We start from the raw sequence: 23,486 nt of genomic DNA on the forward strand, positions 1-23,486 counted from the left end.
CCCGGCCTAAAGCCATCCTGTTCTAGGTGAAGCGGCGGCGCACATCCTCGGCATAGCTGCGGCTGACCGGGATTTTCGTGCCGTCGCGGGTCAAGATCAGCAGCCTGCCATTGTCGCGTTTCAGGCTTTCGACATGGTCGTCGGCCACCCAGTGCGAGCGATGGACGCGAAGGCCCGGCGTTGCGGCGGTTTCCTTCAGCGCATCGGCGAAACGTAAGAGTATCAGTTCGCGCCCGCGGCCGGTCACCACCTCGGTATAGTGATCCTGGACGGAGAGGCGCAGCAGCGGGCCACGATTCTCGGGCTTCAACCGGTCGAGGATCGAGGTGCCGGGGCTGGCTTCCTCAGGAACTGCGGCTTCGGCGATTTTCTGGCTCATCGCCATGTAGGTCAAAAGGCAGAAGAGGGCGCAGAGCGGCACCGCAAAAAACGCGCGCTGCAGGCCGCTTTCGAGCGTGGTCGTTTCGCCGGTGAAGATATAGTCGACGAGACCGATGGCAAAACCGATCGGCAGGGCGGCTATGAGCGAACCCGTCATCATGCGGGCGAACATGGAAACGATCACCTCCCGCAGCAGTCTTTCGGCCGCAACCGCGCAGAGGATGGCGATCGCCCAGGCAACGGCATGCAGGGTCAGCCAATAGGCGAGGCGTTCGGCGAAGGCCATGCTTTCCATCGTGCCGTAGGGGCCGGTGACGGCAAAAAGCAGAACGATCGCGGCAAAGGTTCCCCAGAAGCGCCGGGATTGGAGAAAGACCTGCAATTCGCGAAGCGTGGATTGCAAGAAGGGATGAATCACGAAGTTTTCCTGCCGTTCGCGCGGTTCGGTTTGAGGCAGATGAAGTCTTGGCGGAAACAGGGATCGAATTCAACCGGATGTCGCTCATGACCCTCGAACCGCTCCTCGACGCCCCGTTCGCCGTTCAGATCCATGTCGCCGCGGTTACGCCGGCAGCACTTCTCGGCGCCTATATCCTGCTGCGCCCCAAAGGCACGCCACTGCACCGGCTGCTCGGCAGGATCTGGATGGCGCTGATGATTGTCACGGCGATGTCGAGCTTCTTCATTCATGAGCTCGATCTGTTCTACGGGTTCAGCCCGATCCATCTTCTGTCGATTGCAACATTGTTCGGCAGCTGGAATGCGATCGCGGCGGCTCGTCGCGGCGATATCCGCCTGCACAAGCGCATCGTAACCGGCCTTTATTTCGGCGGCATCGTCCTTGCCGGGCTGTTCACTTTCCTGCCTGGCCGGATCATGCATACGGTCATCTTCACCGGCGCGGAATGGCCGGCTGTCCTTGCTGCGGCGGTGACCGGCTCGATCCTGATCGCAATCGTGCTGCGTCGCCGACGCGAGCGCCTGATTGCCCGATGAAGTCGCTGGAATTCCGGCCGCCGACGGATATATAGATTGCTTGAGTGCAAGCAGGGGCATTGCCGGGGAGAGCGAAGATGGAATGGAGAGGCCGGCGTCAGTCCGACAATATCGAGGATCGCCGTGGCGATCCGACCGGCGGCGGTTTCGGCCGCGGCGGCGGCTTTAATTTCCCCTCCGGCGGCGGCGTTCGCCGGGCCGGCGGTGGCCTCAGCATCGGCACGATCATCTTCCTCGTCGTCATCTATTTTATCTTCAAGGCGATGGGTATCGACCTGATGCAGGTGCTCGATACCGGCGGCACGACGAGCGGTCCCGGCTACGAGCAGAGCCAGTCCGGCGGCACGCGCACGCCTGCCAATGACGAGATGACCGCCTTCATGCGCACCGTTCTTGCCGAGACCGAAGATACCTGGCAGCGCATTTTCCAGGCGCAGGGCCAGAATTACGAGGAGCCACGCCTCGTGCTGTTCTCGGGCTCGACGGCTTCGGCCTGCGGCTCGGCATCGGCGGCAACAGGTCCGTTCTACTGCCCGAGCGACCACAAGGTCTATCTCGACACCGAGTTCTTCCGGGAGCTTTCCGACCGGTTCGGCGCGTCGGGCGATTTTGCCGAGGCCTATGTCGTTGCCCACGAGGTCGGCCATCACGTGCAGAACTTGCTCGGCATCCTGCCGAAGTTCAACCAGGCCCGCCAGCGCATGAGCGAGGCCGAGGCCAACAAGATGTCCGTGCGCGTCGAGCTGCAGGCCGACTGCTTCGCCGGCATCTGGGGCAAATATACCCAGCAGAAGGGCCTGCTGGAGTCCGGCGACTTGGAGGAGGCGCTGAACGCCGCCCAGCAGATCGGCGACGATACGCTGCAGAAGCGGTCACAGGGTTACGTCGTCCCGGAAAGCTTCAACCACGGCACCTCGGAGCAGCGCGTCAGATGGTTCAAGCGTGGCTTCGACAGCGGCCAGTTGTCGGCCTGCGATACGTTCTCCGGGCCGATTTAGGAGTGGAGAGGAAGGGCGCATGGCACAACACTCATCGCGGCCCTCCCGATCCGTCCTTATTTCTCGCTGTCCATATGCTGCAGCATGTGTTCGGGATAACGCCCACCCGCGGCCGCATCTTTCGGCACGGCGCGTTCGATGATGGCGAAATCTTGCGGTGAAAGATCGACGGCGCGTGAGCCGAGCGCCTCCGTCAATCGATCGCGGCGGCGAGCGCCGATGATCGGGACGATATCCTTGCCCTTGGCGGCAACCCAGGCGATGGCGATCTGGGCGACAGAGACGCTCTTTGCCTCGGCAATCTCACGCAGCTTCTCCACCAGAGCGAGGTTCTGCTCGATATTGCCTTCCTGGAAGCGCGGGCTGTAGGCGCGGAAATCGCCGGCCGTCCCACCGTGGCCCTTTTGCCAGTGGCCGCTGATCAGGCCGCGCGAGAGCACGCCGTAAGCGGTGATCGAGATGCCGAGTTCGCGTGTCGTCGGCAGGATCTTCTCCTCAATGCCGCGCGAGATCAGCGAATATTCGATCTGCAGGTCGACGATCGGGGCGACAGCGGCGGCGCGACGGATGGTATCGGCGCCGACTTCCGACAAGCCGATATGCCTGACATAACCCGCCTTGACCATGTCGGCGATGGCACCGACCGTGTCTTCGATCGGCACGTTCGGATCGAGGCGGGCAGGACGATAGATGTCGATATAGTCGACGCCGAGGCGCTGCAGCGTATAGCTGAGGAAGTTCTTCACCGCGACCGGGCGGGCGTCAATGCCGTTCCAGCCGCCGACGGGATCGCGCAAGCCGCCGAACTTGACGCTGATGACGGCGTTTTCGCGCCTGCGGCCCTTCAATGCCTCGCCGATTAGCATTTCGTTATGGCCCATGCCGTAGAAATCGCCGGTGTCGAGCAGGTTGATGCCGGCATCGAGGGCGGCATGAATCGTCGCGATGCTTTCTGCGCGATCGGACGGGCCGTACATGCCCGACATGCCCATGCAGCCGAGGCCGATGGCCGAGACATCGGGTCCGGTCTTTCCCAAACGATAGGTCTGCATTGTCTTCTCCATCTTCTGCGCCGCGGCGCGATCGCATATCCGCGCCGGGCGTCGTCATCGATGCTGCCGTTCTACCGCTTTCGCATTCGGGCGATAATCGGAGAGTATCAACAGGCTGTGCGGGGGAATGCACAATGACCGGTCTCTCTTGTGATCTGGATGCCGTCGCGGCGATTGCAAGAGAACGCGTTGCCCGATCCGCTGGGCGGCTCTCGATTTTCTGAAGCTGGAACGGCAGCGCGCGCCCTCCGGTTGAGATCTCTCATAAATTCCCGTACAGCATTATCAAAAGCTTTGAAATGTTCACGGATTGTTTCGGTTTCTTTTCTGAGCTATGTCACTTTCTCGGCGACGAGATCGTCTTTTCAGGACCAACCGCTGTAGAGATGCCTCATGCTTGACCCGAAATTTGTTCGCCGCGGCCTTTTCCTGGTCTTCATCATCCTTTTCCTCGACATTATCGGCATCGCCATCATCATGCCGGTGCTGCCCGCCTATCTGGAGCAACTGACCGGCGGCAGCGTCAGCGATGCGGCGATCGACGGCGGGTGGCTGATGCTCGTCTATGCCGGCATGCAATTCCTGTTCGCGCCGCTGCTCGGAAACCTGTCCGACCGTTTCGGCCGCCGGCCGATCCTTTTGCTTTCGGTGCTGACCTTCGCGATCGACAATTTCATCTGCGGCATCGCCACCAGCTTCTGGATGCTGTTCGTCGGCCGCGTGCTTGCCGGCATCAGCGGCGGCAGCTTCGCCACCTGCTCGGCCTATATCGCCGACATCAGCACGGAGGAGAACCGGGCGAAGAATTTCGGGCTGATCGGCATCGCCTTCGGCGTCGGCTTCACCATCGGCCCCGTCGTTGGCGGTGTCCTCGGCGAATTCGGCCCCCGTGTGCCATTCCTCGGCGCGGCTGCGCTGTCGCTTGTCAATTTCATCGCCGCCTGCTTCCTTTTGCCCGAAACGCTGGAGGCGAAGAACCGCCGCCGGTTCGAATGGAAACGCGCCAATCCGCTCGGCGCGTTGCGCCAGATGCGCCATTATCCCGGCATCGGCTGGGTCAGCCTCGTCATGTTCCTATTCTTCCTGGCGCATGCCGTCTATCCCTCGGTCTGGTCGTTCGTCTCAACCTATCGCTACGGTTGGAGCGAGGGACAGATCGGCCTGTCGCTCGGCATTTACGGCATCGGCGCCGCGACCGTCATGGGGCTGGTTCTGCCGCGGATCGTGCCGGTGCTCGGCGAGTGGAAGACCGCTCTTCTCGGCCTCTGCTTTTCAACTGCAGGATTGACCGGCTATGCCTTCGCCTGGGAGGGCTGGGTGGTTTACGTTGTCATCGTCGCGACCGTCATCGAAAACGTCGCCGACCCGCCGCTGCGCAGCATCGCCGCCGGCATGGTGCCGCCGTCGGCGCAGGGCGAGCTGCAGGGCGCGCTGACCAGTCTCAGCAGCATCACCACCATTGTCGGGCCACTGATCTTCACGCAGATGTTTTCCTACTTCACGCGGCCCGAGGCGCCTGTCACTTTTGCCGGCGCGCCGTATCTCACGGCCGCCGTGCTCATCCTTCTGGCCGCCGGGGTATTCCTCACAAGGGTTCGGGTGAGGGAGCCGGCCGAGGCGCTGGAAGCCACGGGCTGACCGATCAGAAATGGTGATGCGATGATGAATTTTTCATCATCTGCCTCATTTGGGGTAGTTCTTTGCAGGGCTTTGATCTAAGCCCGGATGGTATTTCGCCGCAAGTTGCGGCGACGCATATTTCAATCACAGGACTGGTGTCATGGACACGCCGATCGACGCGCGCAGGCTTGCGCCGACAACCGATAATCGTTGGGGCGCACATTTCCGCGCCACGCTGGCGCTCGGCGTTCCGCTGATCGGCGCGCAGCTTGCCCAGCTCGGCATCAACACCACCGACGTGATGATCGTCGGCCGCCTCGGCGCCGAGCATCTGGCGGCAATGGTGCTTGCGGCGCAGTTCCTGTTCACGATCCTGATCTTCGGCTCGGGCTTTGCCATCGCCGTCATTCCAATGGTGGCACAGGCCTATGGCCGCGGCGACCTCGTCTCGGTGCGCCGGTCGCTGCGCATGGGTCTGTGGGTGGTGATAGCATACTGGGTGATCATGCAGCCGGCCTTCTTCAATTCGGAGCAGATCCTCCTTTTCGCACAGCAGAAGCCCGAGGTGGCCAAGCTCGCTCACGGCTACATCATGATCGGCCAGTTCGGCGTGCTGCCGGCACTGCTTTTCAATGTCATGCGCGCGCTGGTCAGCGCCATCGGCAAGGCGGGCATCATCCTCAACGTCACCATCGCCACGCTGGTGATGAATGCGATTTTCGCCTATATGCTCGTGCTCGGCCATTTCGGCTTTCCGGCGATGGGGCTCGAAGGTGCGGCGATCGTTTCGGTCGCCGTGCAGACAGCCGGCTTCCTGTTCATCCTGGCTTTCGTGCAGCGGCGGGAAGAGACGCGCCGCTACGAGATCTTCGTGCGGTTCTGGAAGCCCGACTGGCATGCGCTGCTGGAGGTCATCCGGCTCGGTTTCCCGATCAGCGTCACCATCCTCGCCGAAGTCAGCCTGTTCACGGTGGCTTCGCTCTTGATGGGCTATATCGGCACCATCGAGCTCGCCGCCCACGGCATTGCCCTGCAATGGGCCTCGATCGCCTTTATGATCCCGCTCGGCCTCAGCCAGGCGGCGACGGTGCGCGTCGGCGTCGCGCATGGGCAGGGCGATTATCAAGGGCTGGTGCGCGGCTCGATCACGGTGCTCATCCTCGCCTGCGCCATTTCGGCGGTCGGCAGCGTGCTCTTTGCTACCTTGCCACAATTCCTCGGCAGCTGGTTCCTCGACGTCAACTCGCCCGAGGCGCCTAGGGTGCTTGCCTATGCCGGGCCGCTGATCGTCGTTGCCGGACTTTTCCAGCTCGTCGACGGGCTGCAGGTGATTGCCAATGGATTGCTGCGCGGCCTCAAGGACGCACGCGTGCCGATGGTCATGGCGTTGATCGCCTACTGGCCGATCGGCTTCTTCCTCGCCTGGGCCTTTGCCTTCCCGCTGGGTTTCGGTGGCATCGGCATCTGGTTCGGCTTCCTCGTCGGACTGGCGGCCGCCGCCGTCATGCTCTGCGCGCGCTTCTACCTTCTTCTTCGCCGGGAGGCGGAACTGGCCCACGCCTGAGCCGGCCGCCTCTGCGGTCAGGCCGCGACAGGCTTGTAGCCGGCGATATCGGCGCGAATGCCGAGACGCGCAAACATTTCCTGCGGATCGAAATTGGCGGCCTTGTGGGCCGCAGCGACGGCGGCCCGCGCGCGTTCGACGACCTCTGTATTTTCCCATTCGGCAATCGTGACGAAATTGAATTCGCCCGGACCGGCGACCTGCTCCAGCACCCTGTGATCGATGAAGCCGTCCTGCGCCTCCAGCACCTTGTGGGTCATCATCACTCTGACGAGAAATTCCTCGCGTGCCGCCGCCGGCACGATGAACTTGTCTACTCGAAAGAAAGGTCCGCTCATCCAGTTTTCTCCTGCATCAGATGTCTGCAGGCAGATCTGTAATTCCTCAAGTTAAGCTGAGGTCAAGAGGCGGGTAAAGAAAAAGGCCCGGCTGCTGCATAATTCCTCAAATCGGAATTTATTTAATGAATTATGCAGAAATTCAAAGTGTTACAGCGTCCTTTGCGCATCTGAAAAGACGCGCGGCGCTGCAAGCGGGCCTTCCTCGGAAATGGGCATTATTTGAAATCAGCGCTCGGCGAGCGCCGGTTCGCCCTTCTTCTCGCGCACCATGTTGATGAAGCGGCGGAAGAGATAGTGGCTGTCCTGCGGGCCGGGAGAGGCTTCCGGATGATGCTGGACGGAGAAGACCTGCTTGCCGAGGACGCGCAGGCCGCAATTGGTGCCATCGAAAAGCGAAATATGAGTCTCTTCAACGCCATCCGGCAGCGACTTCGAGTCGACCGCGAAGCCGTGGTTCATCGAGACGATCTCGACCTTGCCTGTGGTATGGTCCTTGACGGGGTGGTTGGCACCATGATGGCCCTGATGCATCTTCTCGGTTTTCGCGCCGAGTGCGAGGCCCAGCATCTGGTGGCCGAGGCAGATGCCGAAGACCGGAATATCGGTCTTAACAAGCGTCTTGATCACAGGCACGGCATATTCACCGGTTGCCGCCGGATCGCCCGGGCCGTTCGACAGGAAGATGCCGTCCGGCTGCATGGCGAGCACATCTTCGGCGCTCGTTGCGGCCGGCACGACCGTCACTTTGCAGCCGAGGCCGGCAAACAGGCGTAGGATGTTGCGCTTGACGCCGTAATCCAGGCAGACGACGTGGTATTTCGCGTCCGTCGCCTTGAGTTCACCGTAACCTTCATTCCACACCCACGGCGTTTCGACCCATTGCGAGGACTGGCCGGACGAGGCGATCTTGGCAAGGTCGAGACCTTCGAGGCCGCTCCAGGCTTTGGCTTCGGCCTTCAGCGTCTCGATGTCGAAGACGCCGTTCGGGTCGTGGGCGATCACCGCGTTCGGAGCGCCGTTCTCGCGGATCCAGGCGGTCAGCGCGCGCGTGTCGATGCCGCAGAGACCGATGACGCCGCGGGCCTTCAGCCATTGGTCGAGGTGCTTGGCGGCGCGGTAGTTCGAGGGGTCCGTGATGTCGGCCTTGAAGATGACGCCGACGGCGCCATGGCGGGCGGCAGGGGTCAGATCCTCGATGTCCTCATCATTGGTGCCGATATTGCCGATATGCGGGAAGGTGAAGGTGACGATCTGGCCGAGATAGGAAGGGTCCGTCAGGATCTCCTCGTAGCCTGTCAGCGCGGTGTTGAAGACCACTTCGGCCGGCACCTTGCCGGTGGCGCCGATGCCCTTGCCTTCGATGACCGTGCCGTCGGCAAGAACGAGCAGGGCGGTCGGCTTTTCGATTGTCCAGGGTGCTGTCGCGGTCATCTTCATCCCGTTTCCGGCAGGCGGGCGCGTTGCCGCGGCTCGCCGCCTTTTGATCTCGCAGGCGTGTGGACGCGGCAATGCCGCGCGCTTCAGGCCTGATCACGAATTTTGGTGCAGGTGGCGGTAAATAGCCACGCAATCGCTTAGCGTCAATCTTTGTAGCCGAGATTGCCGCCGTTTTCCTGCGCTTTATCGCGCCGACCGCGCAATTTATTTGATCCCCCGCATCAGCCTGGTTTATGAAGCGGCATCAAAACAGGAGTGAAGACCATGCTGCGCGATCAACTCGCCACCCAGCTGAAAGAGGCGATGAAGGCCAAGAATGCGGAGCGGCTTTCCACCGTCCGGCTGATTCAGGCCGCGGTCAAGGACCGGGATATCGCCAATCGCGGCATCGGCAAGGAGCAGGCGAGCGACGACGAGATCCTGCAGATTCTCGCCAAGATGGTGAAGCAGCGCGACGAATCGGCCAAGATCTACGAGGAGAATTCCCGGCCGGAGCTTGCCGCCAAGGAGCGCGCGGAAATCACCGTCATCCAGGATTTCATGCCGAAGCAACTTTCGGACAGTGAAGTGCGCGCCAACGTCTCGGCGATCATCACTGAAACGGGTGCCGCGGGCGCCAAGGACATGGGCAAGGTGATGGCGGCGCTGAAGGAGCGTTATGCCGGCCAGATGGATTTCGCCAAGGCGTCGGCGACGGTCAAGGAACTGTTGAACGGATAAGCCTCAGATGGCGCGTCTTGCCTGCGGTTCGTCACGGACCGCAGGCCCGAGCACCGCTTCGGCGGCGGCATCGATGATGGCGAATTTCGCCGCCTGATAATTCCAATATTCGCGGATGAAATGGGCCGACAGCCAGAAGTCGCCCTTGCGGGAGGGTTCGGTCCAGCCAATGCTCTCCATGGTCGCTGCCTGCATCAGAAGGCGCTTCAGGTGGGTATTGGAGATCATGAACTGTTCGCGGATTTCCCTGAGCGACAGAGGGCCGAGCACGACGCGATCGGCCGTTCTTGGAAATTCGGGAAGGCGCGAGATCAGGTAGTCCATCACCAGCCCGCCGGAATTCGCCCAGTTGAAGAGGTTGAAGGTGGCGCCCGGATTGCGGACCGCCTCACTCCCGATGATCGCCCTTGCGATCAGCGGCTGGATCGCTGCCATCATCGCCGAGGGATCGGCGGTGATCTTATTGGCGCGCTCACCACCGTCGAGACCGTCGAGGATCATCATATGGGCGACGAGCCATCGGGCGAAATGCTGCTCGGCAATTTCGGTGGGCTCCAGGTAACGTGTGCGCTTATCGGGACCGGGAACCGGTCGCAGGAAGCGATAGGCCAGCATTTCCTGCATGAAGGCCGCGGCCGTGTTGCGGCTGGCAATGTCGTTCCTGACTGCAAAATCGATGAAGCGGCCGGAATAGAGGCCGCCGCTCTTCCCGTCGTCGGAATAACCGTAATGAAGCGCGAAGCCGGCATGGGCCATCAGCCAGCGCTGCTGCGCGGCGAAGATCGAGGCGATGCGCGGGCTCTCGCGATAGATGGCGAGCATCTGATCGGCGCAATGAAGGATGGCCGCGAGAAAGCGGTCGTCTGCTGCAAGATTGTCCGCGGTAAAAGCCATTTGGAGAGGTCCAGGGAGTTCGGCGCATCCATCTTTCATGCGAGCGCCGCCTGTCAACGGTTTTGTCAATAAGAGGTTAATTTCAAAAGGAGAGTCGTCGCAAGAGAGCATAAAATTTAAGAAGGCAGGAGCTGGGGGCGCTCCTGCCTTCTTGCTCTTTGCGTCCACCCCGGCACGCAGGGCCGAAGCCCAAGCCGGAGGGTATTTGCAAAGACACCCTTGCGAAGCGGCGCCGGGGGTAGGGATGGTGCTTCGCTCGGGGATCGCTTTGTTGAGATCGAACCTATTGCGGTGCAGCGGCTTATTCAAATTACAAAAAAATAATAATTGCCGGAAACGGTGGTTTAAGAGGCGTCGAAGCGGACTGTCGGGAAGTGGCGAGCAGGATGATGAGGCGCAATCATCTGAAGGGGTAATCCATTGTTTCAAAAATATTTTTTCTCACCTCTGTTGGATGCCGCCGCTCTTGCCGAAGCTTTTCTGACGGCGGAATTCTGGCTCTGAAGGGACAATAATGTCGCACCCTGTCGCAGGGGGCGATAACGTGTTGTTGATTGGATAATCGGAACCGCCGATGACCGCCACATAGCCTGTGAATAGCGGGTTTTCATGACAAGTTTCGTGGCATGGAGCGGAAAAGCAGCTTATATGGAGGTTGGCCAAGAGGTATAAATGCGCTTTTCCAACACCTTTCTCGATGATATCCGCGATCGCGTTCCGATTTCGAACGTGATTGCGCGCCGCGTCAGCTGGGACAAGCGCAAGACCAACGTGTCGCGCGGCGATTACTGGGCCTGCTGCCCGTTCCATGGCGAGAAATCGCCGAGCTTCCATTGCGAGGACCGAAAGGGTCGCTACCACTGCTTCGGCTGCGGCGTCACCGGAGACCATTTCCGCTTCCTGACCGAGCTGGAGGGCCTGAGCTTCCCCGAGGCGGTGCAGCAGATCGCCGATATGGCCGGCGTGCCGATGCCGCTTGCCGACCCTGTGATGGAGAAGCGCGAAAAGGAGCGCGGCTCGCTGATCGACGTCATGGAAATGGCGACACAATTTTTCCAGGATCAGCTGCAGACGGCGAACGGGGCGAGGGCGCGCGCCTATCTGCGCGACCGCGGATTGACGGGGCGCACCATCGAGACCTTCCGTCTCGGCTTTGCGCCCGACAGTCGCAATGCGCTCAAGGAATTCCTCGCCGGCAAGGGTGTCTCCAAGGAGCAGATCGAGGCCTGCGGCCTGGTCGTCCATGAAAACGTGCCGGTTTCCTACGATCGTTTCCGCGACCGCATCATGTTCCCGATCCTTTCGTCGCGGGAAAAGGTGATCGCTTTCGGCGGCCGCGCCATGTCGGCCGATGCGCCGGCGAAATATCTGAACTCCAACGAGACGGAGCTCTTCCACAAGGGCAATGTCCTTTACAATTTCGCCCGCGCGCGGCGCGCGATCCAGGGACCGGGCCGCGGCGACGGTCAGGACGACGATGCGACCGGCACGATCATCGCCGTCGAAGGCTATATGGATGTGATCGCGCTCTATCAGGCGGGCATAGAGAATGCTGTCGCGCCGCTCGGCACGGCGCTCACCGAAAACCAGCTCGAGCTGCTCTGGAAGATGGTGCCGCAGCCGGTGCTCTGCTTCGACGGCGACGGCGCCGGCATCCGCGCTGCCAACCGCGCCGCCGAACTGGCATTGCCGCATCTGAAGCCCGGCCGTTCCGTTCGCTTTGCGCTTCTGCCCGACGGCAAGGATCCCGACGATCTGGTGCGCGATGATGGGCGCGCGCCTTTCGACAAGGTGATGAGCCAGGCAAAGCCGCTCTCCGAGATGCTTTGGAGGCGGGAGGTCAATACCGGCAAGTTCGACACGCCCGAGGCGCGCGCCGAGCTCGAGGCGCGGCTGAAGCAATTGGTCGCGGTCATCGCCGACGAGAATGTGCGCCGCCACTACCAGCAGGATATTCGCGACCGGCTGAACGCCTTCTTCCAGCCGCAGTTCCAGAACCGCAACAATGGCGATCGCCGCGCCGGCTTCAACGGCAACGGCAATTACCGGACGGGCCGCGACAATGCCGGCAAGGCCGGGCCGAAAAGTCCAAGCGTCATTTCCGAAAGGCTCGCCCGTTCAGGCCCGGTGCGTGGCCACCAGAACAATACGGCACTGCGGGAAAGCGTGCTGGCGCTGACCGTCGTCAATCATCCCTCGCTGATGATCGACGATTATGACGAGATCGCCGCGATCGAATATGACAGCCGCGAGTTGCAGCGGCTCTGGTCGGCGATGCTGGGAGCGGCCGCGGCCGTCGCCGGCCCGCATCTGACACGCGAATATCTGACCGAAAGGCTGGAATTCGAAGGCTTCGGCCCGCTCATCAAGAGCCTCGACCAGCAGGTGCGCAATGCCCGGCTGTGGATCGCGACCGAGGAGGCGGCGATGGAGGATGCGCGTGAGGGATACCGCCAGGCGCTGGCCTCCCACAAGCGGGCGAAGGCGTTGCGCCGGCAGAAGATCGAGCTCGAGCGCGAAATCGCGCTGGCGACCGAAGCCGGCGACGGCGAGGCGATCGTTCAGCTGATGCGCGCGCAGCAGGAAGTGCATTTCGAAGGGGTGCGCCTAGAGAACCAGGAGGCCATCATCGATGGCTTCGGCGTGCTTTCCGGCCGCGTCAAAGGGGCGGCGAACCACTGATGTCGCTGACCGAACGAAACGAACCGGGCTTTTCCGCTTCCGGCGCGCTGTTTTCTTCCGGCCGCTCGCCGCTCGATATCCTCAAGCAGGTCTACGGCTATTCCTCCTTCCGCGGCAAGCAGCAGCAAGTCGTCGAGCATGTGGTTTCCGGCGGCGATGCGGTCGTGCTCTTTCCCACGGGTGCCGGCAAATCGCTGTGCTTCCAGATCCCGGCGCTCTGCCGCGACGGCGTCGGTATCGTCGTTTCGCCGCTAATTGCGCTGATGCGCGATCAGGTGGAGGCGATGAAGCAGCTCGGCATCCGGGCGGCCGCGCTCAATTCGTCGCTGTCGCGCGAGGAGTTCGTCGAGGTTCGCCGCGCGCTTTCGGCAGGCCAGCTCGACCTTCTCTATGTGACGCCCGAGCGCATTCTGACCGATGGTTTCCGCGAGCTGATCGCCAACGAGAAGATCGCGCTGTTTGCCATCGACGAGGCCCATTGCGTCTCGCAATGGGGTCATGATTTCCGGCCGGAATATCGCGCTCTCGGCCGGCTTGGCGAGCAATATCCCGGTGTTCCCAGAGTGGCGCTGACGGCGACGGCCGATCCGCATACGCGCGACGACATCATCGAGCGGCTGGGGCTCGATGCTGCCGAAATCTTCACCACCAGCTTCGACCGACCGAACATTGCCTACGAGATCGTCGAGCGCGACCAGCCGCGCCAGCAACTGCTGAGGTTCCTGTCCGGCCACAAGGGCGACAGCGGCATCGTCTATTGCCTGTCGCGCGCCAAGGTCGAGGATACGGCGGAATGGCTGAACGGCCAGGGCATTCGCGCCCGTGCCTATCATGCCGGCATGGACAGGGCGGTTCGTGACGCCAATCAGGATGCCTTCTTGAAGGAAGAGAATCTTTGCCTGGTCGCCACCGTCGCCTTCGGCATGGGCATCGACAAACCGAACGTGCGTTATGTCGCCCATCTCGACCTGCCGGGTTCGGTCGAAGCCTATTATCAGGAGACGGGCCGCGCCGGCCGCGACGGCCTGCCGTCCGAAGTCTGGATGGCCTATGGCATGGCCGACGTCATCCAGCGCGGCCGGATGATCGACGAGGGCAGCGCCGCCGCGGAGATCAAGCGGGTCGAACGCGCCAAGCTCAACGCATTGCTGGCGATCTGCGAGACCGCCTCCTGCCGCCGTCAGGCAATTCTTGCCCATTTCGGCGAAGCGCATGCCGGACAATGCGGCAATTGCGACACCTGCCTGAAGCCGGTCGAGACCTGGGAGGGCACGGAGGCGGCGATCAAGGCGCTGGCGGCCGTCTACCGCACCGGCGAGCGTTTCGGCGCTGGCCATGTCGTCGATGTCCTGCTCGGCAACGTCAACGAAAAGACCGAACGTTTCGGCCATGCCGAGATGCCGGTCTTCGGCGCCGGCAAGGATATTCCGGCGCGCGCCTGGCAGTCGGTCTTCCGCCAGTTGCTCGCCATGGGGCTGATCCGCGTCGACCACGAGGCTTTCGGGGCGCTGAAGCTGGAGCCGGAGGCGCGCGCCGTCTTCAAGCACGAGCGGCAGGTGTTCTTCCGCAAGGACCGCCCGGCCTCGGAACGGCGCACGAAGAAGGCAGAGCGCAGCGAACGCAAATCGGGACTGTCAGGCGCAGACGGCGGTCTTTTCGAGGCGCTCAGGGCCGAGCGCATGGCGATCGCCAAATCGCTCGGCGTGCCGCCCTATGTCGTCTTCCCCGATACGACGCTGATCGCCTTCGCCACGGAGCGACCTCGCAGCCGCAAGGAGTTGCTCGCCATATCAGGCGTCGGGCAGGCGAAGCTCGAACGTTACGGCGATGCCTTCCTCGAGATCATCCTGGCGCAGGACAACGGCTGAGCGGACCCGTCTGATCCTTGAGATCGGACGAGGGGGCATGGTATTCCTGCTCTTAAGGGAGGAGTGCCGATGGCCCAGAATATCTACGACCGACCGGAATTCTTCGCCGGATACAGCGGCATGAGACGATCCTTGCACGGGCTCGACGGAGCATCGGAGTGGCCGGCGGTGCGCGCGTTGCTGCCCGATCTTTCCGGCAAGCGTGTTGTCGATCTCGGCTGCGGCTTCGGCTGGTTTTCGCGTTTTGCCGTGAGCCAGGGTGCTGCAAGCGTGCTTGCGCTCGACATCTCGGAAAAGATGATCGCCAGAGCGAGGGCCGATACGGCTGACGCAGCGATCACCTACGAGATCGCCGATCTCGAGCGTCTCAGACTTGCTCAAGCCTCCTTCGATTTCGCCTATAGCTCGCTGGCGCTGCATTATATCGAGGATTTCGCCGGTCTCGCCGCGACGGTCTATCGCGCGCTTTTGCCGGGATCGCAATTCGTCTTCACCATCGAGCATCCGATCTTCATGGCGCCGACCAATCCCGCCTGGGCCACCGATGCCGAAGGGCGGCGCATCTGGCCGCTCGACCGCTATTCCGTCGAAGGTCCGCGCACCACCGACTGGCTCGCCAAGGGTGTCGTCAAGCAGCATCGCAAGCTCGGCACCACGCTCAACACCTTGATCGCGGCCGGTTTTGCCATTCGCCATGTCGAGGAGTGGAGCCCGAGCGAAGATGAGCTCCAAGACAATCCAGACTGGGCCGAGGAGCTGGACCGGCCGATGTTCCTGCTGATTGCGGTTCAGCGCTGAGAAGACAAACGGGCGGCAATATGCTAACCCGGCGGGCAAACGGAAATCTCCGGGAAAGGCCGTCCATGACCTCGCAATTTCTCTCCCATCTCAGCAACGAGATCTCGGCGCTGAAGGATGCCGGCCTCTACAAATCCGAGCGCGTCATCAGCTCCAAGCAGGCGGGCGAGATCGCGATTTCCACCGGCGAGCGGGTGCTGAATTTCTGCGCCAACAACTATCTCGGCCTTGCCGACAACCAGGAACTGGCCGAGGCCGGCAAGCAAGCGCTCGACCGATACGGCTACGGCATGGCCTCGGTGCGTTTCATCTGCGGTACGCAGGAAGAGCATAAGCAGCTCGAGGCGCGCATCTCCTCCTTCCTCGGCATGGAAGACACGATCCTCTATTCCTCCTGTTTCGACGCCAACGGCGGTCTCTTCGAAACGCTGCTGTCGGAAGAGGACGCGATCATCTCCGACGCGCTGAACCACGCCTCGATCATCGACGGCGTCAGGCTTTCGAAGGCCAAGCGCTTCCGCTACGCCAACAACGACGTGGCGGCACTCGAAGAGGAACTGAAAAAGGCCGAAGGCAGCCGCTTCAAGCTGGTTGCCACCGACGGCGTCTTCTCGATGGACGGAATCATCGCCAATTTGGGCGGTGTCTGCGATCTCGCCGAGAAATACGGTGCGATGGTCATGGTCGATGACAGCCATGCCGTCGGTTTCGTCGGCAAGAACGGTCGCGGCTCTGCCGAACATTGCGGCGTCGAAGGCCGGATCGACATTATCACCGGCACGCTGGGCAAGGCGCTCGGCGGCGCCTCGGGCGGCTATACCTCTGCCAAGGCCGAAGTTGTGGAGTGGCTGCGGCAGCGCTCGCGGCCCTATCTGTTCTCTAACACGCTGGCGCCCGTCATCGCCGCCGCCTCGCTCAAGGTTTTCGACCTTATCGAAAATGGCGATGCCTTGCGCAAGCGCCTTTCCGACAATGCCGATCTGTTCCGCACCGAAATGACCAAGCTCGGCTTCACGCTTGCCGGCGAAGGCCATCCGATTATCCCCGTCATGCTGGGTGATGCCAAGCTCGCCCAGGATATGGCAAGCCTGATGCTGAAGAAGGGGATCTATGTGATCGGCTTCTCCTTCCCCGTCGTGCCGAAAGGCCAGGCCCGCATCCGCACGCAAATGTCGGCGGCGCATTCGCGGGCGGATGTGGAGCGGGCAATCGCGGCCTTTGCCGAGGCAGGGCGGGAACTGGGTGTGATTTGAGTGGGATTTGAGAATAGGGTTTGCCCCTCACCCTAACCCTCTCCCCGCCAGCGGGGAGAGGGGACCTGCCAAACGCAGCGTCAAGGGGAAGGAAGCCGGTGCGGCATATCCCTTCGCCCCGCTTGCGGGGAGAAGGTGCCGGCAGGCGGATGAGGGGCTGCGACAGATACGGGGTCAAGGAATACAGATATGTCGAACATGATGAAGGCGCTGGTCAAAGCGAAACCGGAGGTCGGGCTCTGGATGGAGAATGTGCCGGTGCCTGAGGTCGGGCCGAACGATGTGCTGATCCGGGTGAAGAAATCGGCGATCTGCGGCACCGACGTCCATATCTGGAACTGGGACCAGTGGGCGCAGAAGACCATTCCGGTACCGATGGTGGTCGGCCATGAATTCTCCGGCGAGATCGCCGAGATCGGTTCGGCGGTCACCCGCTATCATATCGGCGAGCGGGTCTCCGGCGAGGGGCATATCGTCTGCGGCAAGTGCCGCAACTGCCGGGCGGGCAGGGGGCATCTCTGCCGCAACACGCTCGGTGTCGGCGTCAACCGCCCGGGCTCCTTCGGTGAGTTCGTCTGCATTCCCGAAAGCAATGTCGTGCCGATCCCGGACGATATTTCCGACGAGATCGCCGCGATCTTCGATCCGTTCGGCAATGCCGTGCACACCGCGCTTTCCTTCGATCTCGTCGGCGAGGACGTGCTCGTCACCGGCGCCGGACCGATCGGCATCATGGGCGCGCTCGTCGCCAAGCGATCCGGCGCCCGCAAGGTCGTCATCACCGATATCAATCCGCACCGGCTGGAGCTGGCGCGCAAGCTCGGCATCGACCATGTCGTCGACGCATCGAAGGAAAACCTCGCCGACGTGATGAAGGCGATCGGCATGACGGAGGGTTTCGACGTCGGGCTCGAAATGTCTGGGGCCGCACCTGCCTTCCGCGACATGATCGACAAGATGAACAATGGCGGCAAGATCGCCATTCTCGGCATCGCGCCGGCGGGCTTCGAGATCGACTGGAACAAGGTGATCTTCAAGATGCTCAATCTCAAGGGCATCTACGGTCGCGAGATGTTCGAGACCTGGTACAAGATGATCGCCTTCGTCCAGGGCGGCCTCGATCTCGCGCCGATCATTACCCACCGGATCGGCATCGACGATTTTCGCGACGGCTTCGAGGCGATGCGGTCGGGCAATTCCGGCAAGGTTGTCATGGACTGGAAGTGAGGAGGACGACATGCTCTGCGAAGGAAGCTGCCATTGGGGCAAGGTGGCTTTCGAGGTCGAAGGCGAATTCGATATTGGTGCGCTGACGGTGAAGGCGTATGACGGCGCGGCGCGTTAGCCACTATCTCTCGGAAAGCACGATGCGCAGATTCAAAGTGTTAAAGGGCGCACGGCGCTCTAAAGGCGTATATACCGTCTGCACAACTGCAAAAATGAGGGAAATAACCGGTATGGCGGGCAAAATTCTTGCTGCCCTTGTCTTTTGTTCGCAGCATCTTAAATAAGGGTTCGCAATCGCTGCCGCGGTTCAAAGCCTGTGGATAAGGCTTTTTCCGTATTTTTGTGGGCTTTTTTTCTGGAAAAGCTTGACGAGAACAAAAAATGTGGGAATCACCGTTCGACTTGTTGAATGGTGAACTGGGTCAAGGCGGATCGCGCAACCATGACCGGAAATCCAAAAGCAAGAAAGCTTTGCTGTCCGGTGCCGGTAATCGTGGTTAATCAGGCTTTAAATGTCATCCCGTTAGGTGGGCAAAGGTGATTCGAGGGCGGCGCGTGCGGCGCGTCAGGCCCTGAGACAGCCCGTTCACCGTAGCGAGATTGGATAGCGTCAGGAAGGCGACGATATAAATGGCAACCAAGGTCAAAGAGAACGAAGACGCGGAAGTCGAACGCGACGGCGCAAGCGACGGCCCTCTTCTCGATCTTTCCGACGACGCGGTCAAGAAGATGATCAAAGCCGCCAAGAAGCGCGGCTATGTGACCATGGACGAGCTTAACGCGGTCCTGCCGTCCGAAGAAGTGACGTCCGAGCAGATCGAAGACACGATGTCGATGCTGTCCGACATGGGCATCAACGTCATCGAAGACGAGGAAGCCGAGGAAGCCGGTGCTTCTGGCGGCAGCGATGACGACGACGCCGGCGGCGAGGAGGAGAGCGAAGGCGGCGAACTCGCGCCTTCGAGCGGCACGGCGCTGGCGACCGCCAAGAAGAAAGAACCGACCGACCGTACCGACGATCCGGTTCGCATGTACCTGCGCGAGATGGGCTCGGTGGAGCTTCTGTCCCGCGAGGGCGAAATTGCGATCGCCAAGCGCATCGAGGCCGGCCGCGAAACGATGATCGCGGGCCTCTGTGAGAGCCCGCTGACCTTCCAGGCGCTGATCATCTGGCGCGACGAGCTCAATGAAGGCACGACGCTGCTGCGCGAGATCATCGATCTCGAAACGACCTATTCCGGCCCTGAAGCCAAGGCTGCGCCGCAGTTCCAGAGCCCGGAGAAGATCGAGGCCGATCGCAAGCTCGCAGAAGAGAAGGAAAAGACCCGTCGCGCCCGCTCCGGTGACGACGACATCACCGATGTCGGCGGCGAAGGCCTGCCTCCCGAAGAGGAGGAAGAGGACGAAGACGAATCCAACCTTTCGCTGGCGGCGATGGAAGCCGAGCTTCGCCCGCAGGTGATGGAGACGCTGGATACGATCGCCGAGACCTACAAGAAGCTGCGCAAGCTGCAGGACCAGCAGGTCGAGCAGCGGCTGTCGGCTTCCGGCACGCTGTCCACTGCCCAGGAGCGCCGCTACAAGGAACTCAAGGATGAACTGATCAAGGCCGTCAAGTCTCTGTCCTTGAACCAGAACCGCATCGACGCCTTGGTCGAGCAGCTCTACGACATCAATAAGCGCCTCGTTTCCAACGAGGGTCGCCTGCTGCGTCTGGCCGAATCCTACGGCGTCAAGCGCGACTCCTTCCTGGAGCAGTATCAGGGCGCCGAGCTCGATCCGAATTGGATGAAGTCGATCGGCAATCTGGCCGCCCGCGGCTGGAAGGAATTCGCCAGGGGCGAAAACACGACGATCCGCGACATTCGCCAGGAAATCCAGAATCTGGCGACCGAGACCGGTATCTCGATCTCGGAATTCCGCCGCATCGTCCATATGGTGCAGAAGGGCGAGCGCGAAGCGCGTATCGCCAAGAAGGAAATGGTCGAAGCGAATCTTCGCCTGGTCATCTCCATCGCCAAGAAATATACGAACCGCGGCCTGCAGTTCCTCGACCTCATTCAGGAAGGCAATATCGGCCTGATGAAAGCGGTCGACAAGTTCGAATACCGCCGCGGTTACAAGTTCTCGACCTATGCGACATGGTGGATCCGTCAGGCGATCACCCGTTCGATCGCCGACCAGGCCCGCACGATCCGCATTCCGGTGCACATGATCGAGACGATCAACAAGATCGTCCGCACGTCGCGCCAGATGCTGCACGAAATCGGCCGCGAGCCGACGCCGGAAGAGTTGGCCGAAAAGCTGGCCATGCCGCTCGAAAAGGTCCGCAAGGTCCTGAAGATCGCCAAGGAGCCGATCTCGCTCGAAACCCCGGTGGGTGACGAAGAGGATTCGCATCTCGGCGATTTCATCGAGGACAAGAACGCGCTGCTGCCGATCGACGCCGCCATCCAGGCGAACTTACGCGAGACGACGACCCGCGTTCTTGCCTCGCTGACACCACGCGAAGAACGTGTTCTGCGCATGCGCTTCGGCATCGGCATGAACACCGACCACACGCTCGAAGAAGTCGGTCAGCAGTTCTCGGTCACCCGCGAACGTATCCGACAGATCGAGGCGAAGGCGCTGCGCAAGCTCAAGCATCCGAGCCGCTCCAGAAAGCTGAGAAGCTTCCTCGACAGTTAAGGCTTCGGCCACGTCGTTCTGATTGGAAAAGCCGGGCTGCGTGCCCGGCTTTTGCTTTTGTGATTAATACCAATGATCCCGGCATCTTTCTTGTCCCTCCACGGTGACAAGCCTATAATCCGGCCACGGGGGAAGGCATCGATCGCAACCCGCGAGCGAGGGCTGACGTGTGCCTGTGTGAACGAATCCTCCGCTAGATCCGGATAGTTTCAGCCCCGACAGGCCTGAAATCTGAATTCGGATCCACATCAAAGAAATAGAGCATGACGTCGTCCGAAAACGGCTGACACTTTTTCGGCGCCATGCTCTGGGAGGTGCGACACGACCACTTACATTCTTTTGATCAATTGGACGGATCAGGGCGTCCGCAATGTCCGCGACTCGGCAAAACGGCTCGATGCGGCGAAGAAGTTGCTCGCCGGCGTCGGCGGCTCCTTCAACCAGTTCTTTCTGACGATGGGCGGGCACGACATGGTCGCCGTCTGCGAGGCGCCCGATGACGCGGTCATGGCGCATTTTACCCTCTCGCTGGCGATGGGCGGCAATGTCCGCACGGAGACGCTGAAGGCGTTCCCGGAGGCCGCCTACCGGGATCTCATCGGCTCGCTCGGGTAACCGGAGCCGGCGACCGTCGATCTTAGATGTTGCGGAGCACTCGCTGCGCTGGCAGTGTTGCGGCGTGCTTCAATTTCCGCGGCAGGCTCCGGCCCGACTTTTCGGCAAGCTCATGATGAAAGCGCTCCTCAGTTTCATGATCGTCATCGATCGTCCGACAGGCGCTTCCTGACCGATGGAACTGGCGGCGGGCAAATGGGATGACGGGATCCAGCGGGGCGCTGCGGCGTCGTTCGCGCTGCATGCCATCGCGATCCTGCTCCTGCTGCTGCTGTTGCCGAAGGCCGAGCCGCCGCTGCCATTGCCGGATGACGGCCTCTCAGTGGAGATCGTCCCGCAGGCTGTGGAATCGCTGAACATGCCCGAGCCTGTCAAGGCGCCTTCGCCGGAACAGGCAAAGCCTGAAGCGGCAAAACCCGAAGCCGAGCCGGCGGTGCCGGTTACAAATAATCCGCCTGCCGCGGCAATGCCTTCAGTGGCACCGATCACTTTGCCAATGCCAAAGCCGACGGAATTCGTCGAGGCAAGACAGCTGTTTTCCGACAAGGTCCTTGCCGATCCGCGCAGCCGCCGCGCCCGCGAGGCGCTGCGCGGCCTTGCCGGCAGCGAGCGCAATCTGCAGCTCTGTGATCTCGAGGCGCTGGAGCAGGTCCGCCAGGCGCAGCCGGCCATGGCGCCGGATGCGCTTGCGCCCTATGCGATGGCGGCGGAGAAGGTCAGCGGCAACAGCGTCGAGGTGAAGGGCGGCGCCTTCCGCAGCAAACGGAAATGGTACAACATCCAGTTTAAATGCGAGCTCGATGCCGGCTCCGGCAAGGTGGTGTCCTTTGCCTTTCTCGTCGGCGATGCCATTCCGCAAGGCGAATGGCAAGAGCACAATCTGGTGGCCGACGATGGAGCCGTCGACCAATAACTCTCGTCGCTGCTGCGATCACGCGGTTTTTTTCTTTTGTGGCTTGATGCTGCCGGCTTTAGAGGCCACATCGCTGCTGTGACAGAAGAAGACGTAGAACCGGCGGAAACGCAGCGCGAAACGGGAAAGCAGCGGCCTGAAATCCGCTGGGGCGTCGTCGCGTCCGTTGTTGCGCATATTCCTATCCTTGCTCTTCTGATTTTCGGGCTGCCGACGATCGAGCCGAAGCCTGTTGAAGACGAGAGCGTGAAGGTGGAGCTCGTTCCGCCGCCGGAGGAGAAGAAACCGGAGCCCAAGCTCAAGGAAAAACCACCGGAGCCGAAGCCGCCGGAAGAGGCCAAGAAGGAACCACCTCCGCCTCCGCCGCCGCCTCCACCACCGCCACCGCCGGCCGGCAAGACTCCCGAGCAAGCCAAGCCGAAGCCTATGCTGACTCTGAGCCCTGTCATCGAGTTTGGCGAGAGGAATAGCGGCCCCGAAAAGTCGTTGGCGGGAAACTCTCCTCAGGGCGAAACCAAACCCGCACCAACTCCGCCGCAGCACGATGCCGAACCGGCGCAGATGCCGACAAAGGCTGCTGCAGAAAAACCAAAAACTGAGGAGCCTCCTTCAAAGCCGGTGCCGGACGATGTGAAGCTTCCTGAGGTCGCGACGACTGACGTTTCCCCAGAGCGTAATGGGCCGCCGACAGGCGTCTCTGGCGAAGCCAATACAAGTATCGAGCGGGCCAAGCCGCCGGAGCAGCAGACCGCTGAGAAACCGAAAGTGATAGCTAAAGACGATCTGCCCAAGGCAAAAACTCTGTTTTCACGGACGGAAGATGGCAGTTTGTTTGCGCAAACTGCGGTCAGCGGTCTTCCGCGCAAAGAGCGAGTGGCCACGCTTTGCGCCACCGAGCTTCAGGGCCAACTCGTTCACGGTTCGCCGCGTTATTTCCCGTCCGCATTGCCTAGTTTTGGATTGCGAACCGGTACCATCCTTGATGTGAGAGATGCCGCCTTTGGCACGGTCAAGGGCTGGTACCAGGTTCGTTTTCGTTGCGAGGTGGATGAGGAAGCCACGAAAGTCGTATCGTTTGCCCACGAAGTTGGTGGATTGATCCCCCGCAGTCAGTATGCGAAATATGAAATTCGTGACTAGTCCTAGCGATCCTGGATTGCGTCTCATTCGGGAACAAGCCACGCGCAAGGAACCGCACCTAGCCTTTTCTCATGGCCGTGATGATTCCGGTGAAGAAGAGGACAGATGATATGTCGAACGAGTTTGAGCTTTTTTTTGAGCGACAGGACGAAGCCGTGAGTGCGGTGTTCCTGGAAAACAAAGGCGATGAGCTGACCGATATTTTGGTGGCTGCTCTGGAAGAGGCTTTCGAAATCCTTCTTGAAGCCGCGCCCGCCGAAACCGTTCATTGAGGTCGCAGAGGGCTCGCTCAGTCTGCC

At 61.4% G+C, this 23,486-nt stretch carries 20 protein-coding genes; 15 read left to right on the forward strand and 5 right to left on the reverse strand.

Going from position 1 to position 23,486, the window contains the following annotated elements:
* Positions 1–22: 22 nt before the first annotated feature.
* On the reverse strand, positions 23–799 hold the full coding sequence (locus ACIPSK_RS13330) for a LytTR family DNA-binding domain-containing protein (RefSeq protein ID WP_017965275.1): 777 nt from the start codon (positions 797–799) through the stop codon (positions 23–25).
* A gap of 47 nt (positions 800–846) precedes the next feature.
* Here ACIPSK_RS13330 and ACIPSK_RS13335 point away from each other — a divergent pair, with 47 nt between their 5' ends.
* Positions 847–1,377 (forward strand): DUF2306 domain-containing protein, encoded by a 531-nt coding sequence (locus tag ACIPSK_RS13335; protein WP_162116559.1) that lies wholly within the window; start codon positions 847–849, stop codon positions 1,375–1,377.
* Between the two features lie 77 nt (positions 1,378–1,454).
* Complete coding sequence (ypfJ, locus tag ACIPSK_RS13340) at positions 1,455–2,375, forward strand: KPN_02809 family neutral zinc metallopeptidase (RefSeq protein ID WP_162116560.1); 921 nt, start codon at positions 1,455–1,457, stop codon at positions 2,373–2,375.
* A 56-nt stretch (positions 2,376–2,431) separates the two neighbouring features.
* On the opposite strand, the gene ACIPSK_RS13345 is transcribed toward ypfJ, so the two are convergent.
* Entirely contained in the window at positions 2,432–3,427 is a 996-nt protein-coding gene (locus ACIPSK_RS13345; RefSeq protein ID WP_162116561.1) for an aldo/keto reductase, read from the reverse strand.
* A 393-nt stretch (positions 3,428–3,820) separates the two neighbouring features.
* Between ACIPSK_RS13345 and ACIPSK_RS13350 the strand changes: the two genes are divergently transcribed.
* Positions 3,821–5,065, forward strand: a complete 1,245-nt coding sequence (locus ACIPSK_RS13350; protein ID WP_162116562.1) for a TCR/Tet family MFS transporter — start codon at positions 3,821–3,823, stop codon at positions 5,063–5,065.
* Positions 5,066–5,207: 142 nt separating this feature from the next.
* Positions 5,208–6,611 carry an MATE family efflux transporter gene (locus tag ACIPSK_RS13355; protein WP_162116563.1) on the forward strand — a complete coding sequence of 468 codons (1,404 nt, stop codon included), beginning with the start codon at positions 5,208–5,210 and terminating at the stop codon, positions 6,609–6,611.
* 17 nt (positions 6,612–6,628) lie between these two features.
* On the opposite strand, the gene ACIPSK_RS13360 is transcribed toward ACIPSK_RS13355, so the two are convergent.
* Both ACIPSK_RS13360 and carA read right to left on the reverse strand, forming a co-directional pair.
* Positions 6,629–6,949, reverse strand: a complete 321-nt coding sequence (locus ACIPSK_RS13360) for an antibiotic biosynthesis monooxygenase family protein (protein ID WP_162116564.1) — start codon at positions 6,947–6,949, stop codon at positions 6,629–6,631.
* Positions 6,950–7,177: 228 nt separating this feature from the next.
* Positions 7,178–8,383: a glutamine-hydrolyzing carbamoyl-phosphate synthase small subunit gene (carA, locus tag ACIPSK_RS13365; protein WP_032985309.1), complete on the reverse strand. Its 1,206-nt coding sequence runs from the start codon at positions 8,381–8,383 to the stop codon at positions 7,178–7,180.
* 270 nt (positions 8,384–8,653) lie between these two features.
* Between carA and ACIPSK_RS13370 the strand changes: the two genes are divergently transcribed.
* Positions 8,654–9,109 (forward strand): GatB/YqeY domain-containing protein, encoded by a 456-nt coding sequence (locus tag ACIPSK_RS13370; protein ID WP_065280775.1) that lies wholly within the window; start codon positions 8,654–8,656, stop codon positions 9,107–9,109.
* 3 nt (positions 9,110–9,112) lie between these two features.
* Here ACIPSK_RS13370 and ACIPSK_RS13375 read toward each other — a convergent pair whose 3' ends face one another.
* Positions 9,113–10,003, reverse strand: a complete 891-nt coding sequence (locus tag ACIPSK_RS13375; protein WP_162116565.1) for a hypothetical protein — start codon at positions 10,001–10,003, stop codon at positions 9,113–9,115.
* Positions 10,004–10,675: 672 nt separating this feature from the next.
* Between ACIPSK_RS13375 and dnaG the strand changes: the two genes are divergently transcribed.
* From dnaG to ACIPSK_RS13425, 10 genes are all read left to right on the forward strand, one after another.
* The gene (dnaG, locus tag ACIPSK_RS13380; protein WP_162116566.1) at positions 10,676–12,685 is read left to right on the forward strand and encodes a DNA primase; all 2,010 of its coding nucleotides are present in this window, start codon (positions 10,676–10,678) and stop codon (positions 12,683–12,685) included.
* Positions 12,685–14,553, forward strand: coding sequence for a DNA helicase RecQ (gene recQ / locus ACIPSK_RS13385; RefSeq protein ID WP_162116567.1), 1,869 nt, complete (start codon positions 12,685–12,687; stop codon positions 14,551–14,553). The genes dnaG and recQ overlap by 1 nt, the downstream gene beginning before the upstream one ends.
* 69 nt (positions 14,554–14,622) lie before the next feature.
* Positions 14,623–15,351: a class I SAM-dependent methyltransferase gene (locus ACIPSK_RS13390; RefSeq protein ID WP_017965217.1), complete on the forward strand. Its 729-nt coding sequence runs from the start codon at positions 14,623–14,625 to the stop codon at positions 15,349–15,351.
* 65 nt (positions 15,352–15,416) lie between these two features.
* Entirely contained in the window at positions 15,417–16,604 is a 1,188-nt protein-coding gene (locus ACIPSK_RS13395; protein ID WP_162116568.1) for a glycine C-acetyltransferase, read from the forward strand.
* A 189-nt stretch (positions 16,605–16,793) separates the two neighbouring features.
* Positions 16,794–17,831 (forward strand): L-threonine 3-dehydrogenase, encoded by a 1,038-nt coding sequence (gene tdh / locus ACIPSK_RS13400; protein ID WP_162119564.1) that lies wholly within the window; start codon positions 16,794–16,796, stop codon positions 17,829–17,831.
* A 630-nt stretch (positions 17,832–18,461) separates the two neighbouring features.
* Positions 18,462–20,519, forward strand: coding sequence for an RNA polymerase sigma factor RpoD (gene rpoD, locus ACIPSK_RS13405; RefSeq protein WP_017965213.1), 2,058 nt, complete (start codon positions 18,462–18,464; stop codon positions 20,517–20,519).
* Between the two features lie 333 nt (positions 20,520–20,852).
* Positions 20,853–21,134 carry a GYD domain-containing protein gene (locus tag ACIPSK_RS13410; protein WP_446532938.1) on the forward strand — a complete coding sequence of 94 codons (282 nt, stop codon included), beginning with the start codon at positions 20,853–20,855 and terminating at the stop codon, positions 21,132–21,134.
* 175 nt (positions 21,135–21,309) lie between these two features.
* Positions 21,310–22,047: a DUF930 domain-containing protein gene (locus ACIPSK_RS13415; protein ID WP_162119562.1), complete on the forward strand. Its 738-nt coding sequence runs from the start codon at positions 21,310–21,312 to the stop codon at positions 22,045–22,047.
* Positions 22,048–22,083: 36 nt separating this feature from the next.
* Positions 22,084–23,187: a DUF930 domain-containing protein gene (locus ACIPSK_RS13420; protein WP_162119561.1), complete on the forward strand. Its 1,104-nt coding sequence runs from the start codon at positions 22,084–22,086 to the stop codon at positions 23,185–23,187.
* A 110-nt stretch (positions 23,188–23,297) separates the two neighbouring features.
* Positions 23,298–23,459: a hypothetical protein gene (locus ACIPSK_RS13425; protein WP_168724987.1), complete on the forward strand. Its 162-nt coding sequence runs from the start codon at positions 23,298–23,300 to the stop codon at positions 23,457–23,459.
* Positions 23,460–23,486: the final 27 nt, after the last annotated feature.

It is taken from the genome of Rhizobium sp. LARHSG275 (assembly GCF_052871115.1).